Annotated in this window: 4 protein-coding genes and 1 pseudogene; 1 reads left to right on the top strand and 4 read right to left on the bottom strand. The window is 68.3% G+C overall.

Annotated features, from left to right (window positions below; translation table 11 throughout):
* Positions 1–167: 167 nt before the first annotated feature.
* The 4 genes and pseudogenes from ACFWVE_RS34560 to ACFWVE_RS34545 all read right to left on the bottom strand — a co-directional run.
* Positions 168–525: pseudogene (locus tag ACFWVE_RS34560) on the bottom strand (hypothetical protein); the annotation flags it as partial.
* Between the two features lie 191 nt (positions 526–716).
* Positions 717–1,325: a GDSL-type esterase/lipase family protein gene (locus ACFWVE_RS34555; RefSeq protein WP_384023095.1), complete on the bottom strand. Its 609-nt coding sequence runs from the start codon at positions 1,323–1,325 to the stop codon at positions 717–719.
* A gap of 113 nt (positions 1,326–1,438) precedes the next feature.
* Complete coding sequence (locus tag ACFWVE_RS34550; RefSeq protein WP_384023092.1) at positions 1,439–2,806, bottom strand: transposase; 1,368 nt, start codon at positions 2,804–2,806, stop codon at positions 1,439–1,441.
* 955 nt (positions 2,807–3,761) lie between these two features.
* Positions 3,762–4,505 (bottom strand): DUF4158 domain-containing protein, encoded by a 744-nt coding sequence (locus ACFWVE_RS34545; RefSeq protein WP_384023089.1) that lies wholly within the window; start codon positions 4,503–4,505, stop codon positions 3,762–3,764.
* A gap of 304 nt (positions 4,506–4,809) precedes the next feature.
* On the opposite strand from ACFWVE_RS34545, the gene ACFWVE_RS34540 reads away from it, so the two are divergent.
* The gene (locus ACFWVE_RS34540) at positions 4,810–4,998 is read left to right on the top strand and encodes a hypothetical protein (RefSeq protein ID WP_384023086.1); all 189 of its coding nucleotides are present in this window, start codon (positions 4,810–4,812) and stop codon (positions 4,996–4,998) included.
* The last annotated feature ends 109 nt before the right edge of the window (positions 4,999–5,107 follow it).

Genomic DNA, 5,107 nt, shown 5'->3' with positions numbered 1-5,107 from the left:
ATATCCGCGAAGCGGCCCCCGCGGGGGCCGCTTCGCGGATATCTCCTCCAAAGACCTGGCTGGCCTGTTGCCAGTGCGGGCCTCAGCGATTGAATTACGCATAGTGACCCCACACGGTCGCTTTCGCGTGCCCGGGACTCTGCTCCTGTGCCGGCAGTGCCAGGGGGTCAGTAGTGGCTGTTCATCGCGGCACGCACCTCGGCGAGGGTACTGTCGGCAACGGCGTTGGCTCGCTCGTTGCCCTCGCGCAGAATCTCGCGGAGGTAGGCGCGGTAGTCCGCATATTCCTTTCGGCGGGTCCGGATGGGGGCCAAATACTCGGCTCTTGCTCATCTTGCCGCCGTCCGTGCCGAGCAGGAGGGAGGCGTTCGACAGCAGAGCACGGGGTCGGGGGAGGACGGCGGAGCCGGCGCTGTAGCGGTCGTTGAAATGACGGGCAATGGTCCGGGTGAGTTCCAGGTGGGGCTGGCCCTTGCCGACCGGGACCAGATTGGCCTTGCACAAGAGGATGTCGGCGGCCTGGTGAGCGAGGTGAGGTCAGCGCTGTCCGAGACGGCGGCCGAAGAACCGGTCCGCAAGCACTCATCATCGTCGCGCCATTGGTGCTGGGCCGGCAGTGTAAGTGGCCAGTTCCGATTCCCCGCTCGCGGCCAGATAGCGGGGAACCATCTGGCCGCGAATGTGACAGTGAGTTACGACAGAGCGGGTGGCGCGAGTCAGGAGCCCGGCTGAGTAATCCATTCACGCCACTGCCGGGCGAGGATGAGGTCGGCCAGCCTCCGGTAGCCGCCGCTGCCCGGGTGCGCGCCGTCGCCAGCCATGACTTCCTGCGTCCAGATGGGGTCTTCGGCGAGTTCCAGGGTCGTGGCGATGAACGGGACGTGCTGCGCGCGGCAGAGGGCGCCCATCTCGTCGGCGAGTTTCGACGTGCGTCGCAGATGCTCGTCGCCCGCGCCGATGACGGGTGGTGGACCGACTACCAGTGCGGTGATGACCTGGCGTCGGCAGTCGTCCAGGATCGAGGCCAAGTTCTCCAGACAGCGAGCAGCATCAACGCGCACTGCGCCGTGCTCCTGGATGGTGTCGTTGCTTCCGAAGGAGACGACAAGCCGGTTGTCGGCACCGGGCAGGGTCCGCGGCAGGACCTCCTGCCAGCAGCGACGCAGGACGTCCTCGGAGGTGTTGCGCCTGATGCCCAGGTTGAAGCCGGATATGTTCTCACCGGTGGCCTCCATCACTCGGCCGACCCACCCCCGGTGTTCCGGATCGCCGACTCCCTGGATGAAGGAATCCCCGATGAAGCAGATACGTATGTCCCTGATCATGGGGCCGACCTTAGCGACCGGCCCGGCACCGCCACGCTTGAGTCAAAGGAGCGGGCACGAACACGGCCACCGCGAGGCAGCACGACAGCCCACGGCGGTCATGCACAGTTACCTCAGTATCTGGCCGTACCTGGGGAATTCTTGATGGCCGCTGTCACGGCAGTGTCGGTAGCGGCATGGAGTGTGGGGTTGTAGGCGGGCGGGGGTACGTGAAGCTGATCGGTGGTGTAGTCGCCGAAACGGAGTACGTTCTCGCGCCGGTAGGGGCTGAGAACCGCCAAATCGGCCGCATTCAGGGTCCAGCCCTCGCGGGCCATCCGCCGCAGCGTCCAGGTCATGTCGATGGTGGTGGAGAAGACCACGCTCGCGGCGAGGAGGTCGAGGAGCTTGACCGCCTTGTCCTGCAGTTCCGGGTCGCGGCTGGCCAGCCAGCCGGCGTTGCCGAAGTGCAGCCACTTGGTGAACCCGTTGTAAGCCTCGGCCTTGTTCGTGGCCCGCTGGATCTGCTCCCGCAGCGCCGGATCCGACAGATAGCGCAGCAGTACGACGGTGCGTACGGAACGCCCGACCTCTCGGAACGTCTGGTAGATCTGGTTCTTTCGCGACCGGTTGTTCAGGCGCCGCAGTAGCGTCACCGACGAGACCGTGCCCTGCTTGACGGAGAGGGCGACCCGCATGAGGTCGGGCCAGTGGTGGCGGATCAGCTCCCAGTCGATCGCGGTGCGGGGGTCGGTTGAGAAGAGCGGGTCGATGTGGCGGTAGCGCACTGTCGGGTCGGGGCGGTGGAAGGTGAGGTCCTGGAAATTGCGGATCCTGGGCAGGAGGTCGATTCCCAGGACGTGGGCGAGTCCGAAGACAGGGAATGACTGCCCTTGCGTGTCTGCATGCACCTGCTCCGGGCGGGCGGCCGACTGGTTCTGCAGCAGGGAGTCGATCAAGTAGACGGCCTCCCAGACCCCGCAGGGCACGAACCTGCAGAAGAGCGCGACGTAGGCATCGGCGACCAGGTGATGGGCGATGCCTCCATGACCTCCGTACCGGATCGACGTCTCGGCCAGGAGATTGTCGACGGCGGCATCCATCATGGTGCCGTCCACCGCCGCGACTGACCCGTCGCCCCAGGACCGGACCAAGTCCAGGTCGAGATGGGCATCGACCACATCAGCGCCGGCACGGGCCAGGTTCTTCGCGGTGCAGCGGCGTTTCGCGATCGCGGCGAGCTCGTGCGCCGACAGCGTGCTCATGTGCCGGGCGGCCTGCGTGGCGCCGAGGCCGGAGCCGTAGGTGAACGCGGTGACCACATACCGGGCCAGCGGATCCTTCAGCTTCGGATCCGCCCCCGACAACGGGCCGAGGCGGTACCACCAACCGGTCCAGTGCGCCGCCCGGGCCAGGTGCTCCAGAATCCCCCCGTACCGGCAGACGCCTGCCCAGCTCGGCCTCCAACGCCGCGGCGGACGCCGTGCGCTCGGCTCCCTCACGCCTCTTCAGCGAGGGCACCCCCGTGACCGGGTCGATCGTCAGGTCCGCGTTGTCCGGGTATCCGGCATCCACGGCCCGCGCGATCTTCGTCAGCTGGTCCCTGAGGTCGTCCACGAAGCCGTCGGCGGTGGCCGGAAGGCCGGCCTGTTGGCAGAACACGGGGATCTGCGGCTCCACCCGCTCCCACGGCAGCAGCATGCTCGTCCAGTCGCCGAAGTCCTCGCCGCCGACGACGGCGATGTCCCCGCAGCGGAGCTCTTCGACGAGGTAGGTGAAGACCATGGCTTCGAAGTGCCGGCGCACCAGCATCCCGGGCTGGTCCTTCGCGCACACCGTGGTGCGCCATTGCGCGGAGGCGAACGACAGATCCAGCACGGAGCCGTCCACGCCGGCGGCGGGGATCAGCTCACGGGTCAGATGCCGAAAGGCGACGGCGTGCTCCAGGGCGTCGAGCACGCTACGGTCCCGAGAGGTGGGCACGAAGGTGAGGACCCGGGCGAGTTTGAACATTGTGGGCCGGTCCGGGCGGAAGAACCGCTCCACCAGCGGCGTCCAGTTCCCGCCCCGATAGGCCGCCAGCGCCTCGATCTCCGCCAGCTGCGACTCGAACCCGCCACCGGTCTCCACCACCTCGCGGATGCGCTTGACCGCCAGCACGTCCCCCAGACTGCCCTGCCCCATCTGGTCGGCGCGCTCGTCGACGACATGCTCCTTCAAGACAGTCAGCACGTCCCGGTAGGCGACCAGCAGTTGCTCGGTCGATGCCTTGTGACGCTGCTCCAGAGCCGTCAACTCCTCCTGGGCCCGCTTGCCGTGCCTCGCCATCCGCTTCGCGAGCATCACCACGAACTCGTCCCGCACCCGCGCCCTGGCCTTCGCCACCGTGCACGCCAGCAACGCGGTCCGGCGCGGCTCCGACACGTCCAGCATCTCGTCGACCGACAGCACCCTCGCCTACTCCGCGAACGCGCTGACCTTCGTCGCGGCCACCCCCTCCACCCAGCCCGCCGCGTCACCGAAGCCGTCGACCAGGTCGACCCGCTCACCGTGCTGCCGGAACCGGGACCACGTCGCCCGCCGACCCGGCTCCTTGATCTGGTCGAACGGGCTACGGCGCTCACCGTCCGGCACCACCAGCAGCCCCGCCAAGCGCGACCGGGCCGGACCTACCCGCTCGGCTATCCGGGCGCATATCTCGCCCTCCACCCGCGTCCTGACCGAGGCCGCCATACGGTCCAGCGTCGAGAACCCCGGCAGCTCCAGCCCCGCACGGACCAACTCCTCCAACGCCCCATTGACCAGGTCCACCGCCGAAGCGCGGACCGGCGCCGCCTCCTCCATCGCGGCAGCCGCGATCTTGCGGGCGCGGACCGGGTCGTACACCAGGCCCAGATACTCCCGGGCCCAGGCCCGGTAACGCTCCGCAGACCGCCCCGCAGCCGCTGCCACCACATCCCCCGGCAGCTCGGCCACGGCACGGACCCGGGCAACGACAGGCCCGGGAACCTGCTCCAGGTCAGGGAAATAGCCCAACCGGGCACAGGACTTCAGCAGCACCAGCAATGTGAGCAGTGCCTCGGGGCGCTCACGGGTCCGCAACCGCTCCCATGCGATCTCGGCCTCATCCGGGGTGAAGAACTGCACCAGCTCGCGCTCAGAGACGATCCGCTTGAACCTCGGATACGCAGTCCGTTCCACCGACGCCACAACCACACCGCCAATCACATGATCAGCAGCACACTACCCGGCCAAGGAGCCTACGATTATCACGCACCGCCACAGAACAACCGTCACCTTGCGCAACTAAATATGACCGATAGTCACAAAGTGGCGGGCTTCGCGCGTATCTCCTCCAGCCTCCTCTGTGCGCTCCCCGCACGCTGCTGCTCGGCAGGTACGACGACCAAGACCGCCTTCAGTACGTCGGCCGCACCACCACCCTCGCCCGGACGGCAGGCGTTGCGGTCGCCAGCCTTCTCGTTCCAGGGCGGCACGGTCGTCCGTGGACAGGCTGGTCGCCCAGTGCCGGTTGGGGCAGCCAGGAAAACTTGTCGTCACGCTGGTGGAACCCGAGCTGGTGGTGGAAGTCGGCGTCGATGTCGCCCGCGACGCTGCCGGCCGGTGGCGCCACCCCGCACTCTGGCACCGCACCCGCCCCGATCTCTCCCCCACCCACATCCCCACCTTCTGACGACGGCGTTGGGGGGGGGGGGGGGGCGGGCCCGCGCCCACCCCCCCCGCCCCCCCGAGGGGGCCCGCCGCCGGGGGCGGGGGGGCCCCCCCAACCCCCCGGGCGGGCA

This window comes from Streptomyces sp. NPDC058632, assembly GCF_042717095.1.
GTDB lineage: Bacteria > Actinomycetota > Actinomycetes > Streptomycetales > Streptomycetaceae > Streptomyces.
The sequence above is the reverse complement of the archived record's forward strand: the minus strand, read 5'-3'. Positions and strand labels throughout refer to the sequence as shown.